This window comes from Aeromonas sp. ASNIH8 (assembly GCF_002919855.1).
GTDB classification, from domain to species: domain Bacteria; phylum Pseudomonadota; class Gammaproteobacteria; order Enterobacterales; family Aeromonadaceae; genus Aeromonas; species Aeromonas caviae.
Genome location: NZ_PQLN01000259.1, coordinates 1 through 740, shown reverse-complemented (window position 1 = coordinate 740; position 740 = coordinate 1). Strand labels below are relative to the sequence as shown.

General features: G+C 61.2%; 1 protein-coding gene. It reads right to left on the bottom strand.

The annotated features are described in order from the left end of the window. A partial coding sequence (locus C3418_RS23800; protein ID WP_258040185.1) for an MFS transporter occupies positions 1 to 714 on the bottom strand: 714 nt, incomplete at its 3' end. Between the last annotated feature and the right edge of the window lie 26 nt (positions 715 to 740).

Here is a 740-nt window from a genome sequence, read left to right as displayed (position 1 = left end):
CGCCAGCCCATACCAGGCGGGCGCCATCGGCGATATCCCCATCAGCAGGGTTACGGCAACCGGCGTCAGGCCGCCGAAGATGGCGTACGAGACGTTATAGGAGAACGAAATACAGGTGAAGCGCACCTCAGGCGGGAAAGCGCGGACCATCACATACGGCACCGCCCCAACCACACCTACGCAAAGCCCCACGGTGCCATACAGCAGGAACAGCTGTTCAGGATGGCTACCCGCAAGATGGTAAAACGCCCAGCTCGACCCGGCCAGCAGCAGGCTGCCAATAATAAAGGTCAGGCTGGAGCCGATACGATCCACCGCCAGCCCGGCAATCAGGCAACCAAAGCACAGCATGATGGTGGCGATGCTGTTAGCCTGCAGCGTCACCGCCGGCGCAAAGCCATACTGTTTTTGCAGCCAGACCGGCGACATCAAAATCACCACCACGATACCCGCCGAGAGCAGCCAGGTGAGCAGCATTGACACCACCACCGCCTTTCTGTGCCGCACCACCACCGCTTTCACCGGCAGCTCCTGCGCCAGCGTCTTACGCTGCTGCATCTCAAGGAATACCGGTGTCTCCTGCAGCCAGCGGCGCAGATACATGGCGACCAGCCCAAACGCGCCGCACAGCAGGAATGGAATACGCCAGCCCCAGTCGTGTACCGCCTGTTGGGTCATGCTGGTATTCACAAGCGTCGCACCCACACAGCCCACGCGACTCCAGAGCACATCGAATGCCG